This is a genomic window from Aquabacterium sp. UBA2148 (assembly GCF_002328915.1).
Classification (GTDB): domain Bacteria; phylum Pseudomonadota; class Gammaproteobacteria; order Burkholderiales; family Burkholderiaceae_C; genus Aquabacterium; species Aquabacterium parvum.
In genome coordinates this window covers 8,431-10,199 of record NZ_DCXA01000024.1, presented here as the reverse complement: position 1 = coordinate 10,199, position 1,769 = coordinate 8,431, and the positions used below count along the sequence as shown (strand labels likewise).

Sequence of the window (1,769 nt, the reverse complement as noted above, 5' to 3'; positions counted from 1 at the left end):
TTTGTGCTTCCTGCAAGAGCTCCGCGCGCTGAGCACCCGCTTTGCGCAGTTCCGCCTGCAGGTCATCGTCACGCACGAGGCGCCCGCCGTGCCCGGGGAGGCGCAAGGCCTCATCAGCGCGCAGCAACTGGCGCAACTGGTGCCCGACCTGGGCGAGCAGCAGGTGTTTGCCTGCGGCCCGGGTGGCTTCATCGAGGCCGCGCGCGAGCTGTGCCAAGGCCACAGCCAGGCCTTCGTCGCCGAGGGCTTCACCCCAGCTGCCCCGGTGTCCCTGCCAACCGCCACCGAGGCCCGCATGGTGCGCGTGACCTTGCAGCGCAACGGCCGCGAGTTGCAACTGAGCACCGGCCTGAGCCTGCTCGACGCGCTCGAAGCCGAAGGCCTGAACCCGCCGTCGGGCTGCCGAATGGGTGTCTGCCACAGCTGCGTGTGCCCGCGCGTGGAAGGCACCACGCAAGACATGCAGTCGGGCGACACCCAGTCCGAAAGCAACATGGCCGTGCGCCTGTGCGTCAGCCGCGCTTGCACCGACCTCACGCTCGACCTTTGAAACTCACCCCAGCCGTCACACCATGAGCAACCTCACCCGACGTGAACCGAGCCCCGAAGACCTGGCGCGCTTTGGCGCCGAGATCGACGACCTGCGCGCCCGCACCGTGGCCGACCTGGGCGAGCGCGACGCAAGCTACATCCGACGCATCTACGCCGCCGTGCGCTGGATCGAGGTGTTGGGCCGTGGCGTGCTGATGGCCTGCCTGTTCATGCCCGAGGCCTGGATCGTGCCCACCGTGATGGCAGGCGGCCTGATCCTGGGCATCGCCAAGATCCTGGACAACATGGAGCTGGGCCACAACGTGATCCACGGCCAGTTCGACTGGATGGGCGATCCGCGCTTTCAGGGCAAAACCTTTGAGTGGGACATCGTCGGCACCAGCGACAACTGGCGCAAGACCCACAACTTCAAGCACCACACCTACACCAACGTGCACGGCATGGACGACGACATCGGCTACGACGTGCTGCGACTGTTCCCCGAGCAGAAGTGGCACCCGGCCGCGCTGTTTCAACCGCTGTACGCCGTGATCTTCGCGCTGCTGTTCCAGTGGGGCGTGGCCGTGCAGGACCTGCGCCTGGGCCGCGTTTTCATCGGCCGCATCACCTGGCGCAAGCTCGCGCAGGAGGCCGCGCCGACGCTGCGCAAATCGCGTCGCCAGCTGATCAAGGACTACCTGGTCTTCCCGCTGCTGGCCGGCCCGGCCTTCTGGTCGGTCTTCCTGGGCAACCTGATGGCCAACGGCATCCGCAACGTGTGGACCTACACGGTGATCTTCTGCGGGCACTTCACGGCCGACGTGCAGACCTTCCCCAAGGGCATCGTGAAAAACGAGACGCGCGCGCAGTGGTACCTGCGCCAGATCCAGGGCTCGTCGAACCTGTCGGGCAGCCAGCTGCTGCACGTCATGACGGGCAACCTGAGCCACCAGATCGAGCACCACCTCTTCCCCGATGTGCCGGCCAACCGCTACGCCGAGATGGCCCCGGTGGTGCGCGACATCTGCCGCCGATACGGCGTGCACTACAACACGGGCTCGATGTTGGGCCAGTTCAGCCAGGTGATCTGGCGCATCATCCGCCACAGCTTCCCGAGCTCGCCCGCACCGATGTCGCCGAGCTTGCAGGCTCGGTGAGCTCACCGCCCTGCTTCGAGATGGCTCAGCGAAAGGCCCGCTTCTTGCGGGCCTTTTGATTTCTCGCGATGCCCGTGGCGG

Annotated in this window: 2 protein-coding genes; both read left to right on the top strand. The window is 66.6% G+C overall.

Translation table 11 applies throughout. From position 1 onward, the window contains the following. Window positions 1–550, top strand: a 550-nt coding sequence (locus B2W70_RS01525; RefSeq protein ID WP_286742194.1) for a 2Fe-2S iron-sulfur cluster-binding protein, incomplete at its 5' end; no start/stop codon positions are given. A 22-nt stretch (window positions 551–572) separates the two neighbouring features. Further along, window positions 573–1,688 carry a fatty acid desaturase family protein gene (locus B2W70_RS01520; protein WP_286742193.1) on the top strand — a complete coding sequence of 372 codons (1,116 nt, stop codon included), beginning with the start codon at window positions 573–575 and terminating at the stop codon, window positions 1,686–1,688. Window positions 1,689–1,769: the final 81 nt, after the last annotated feature.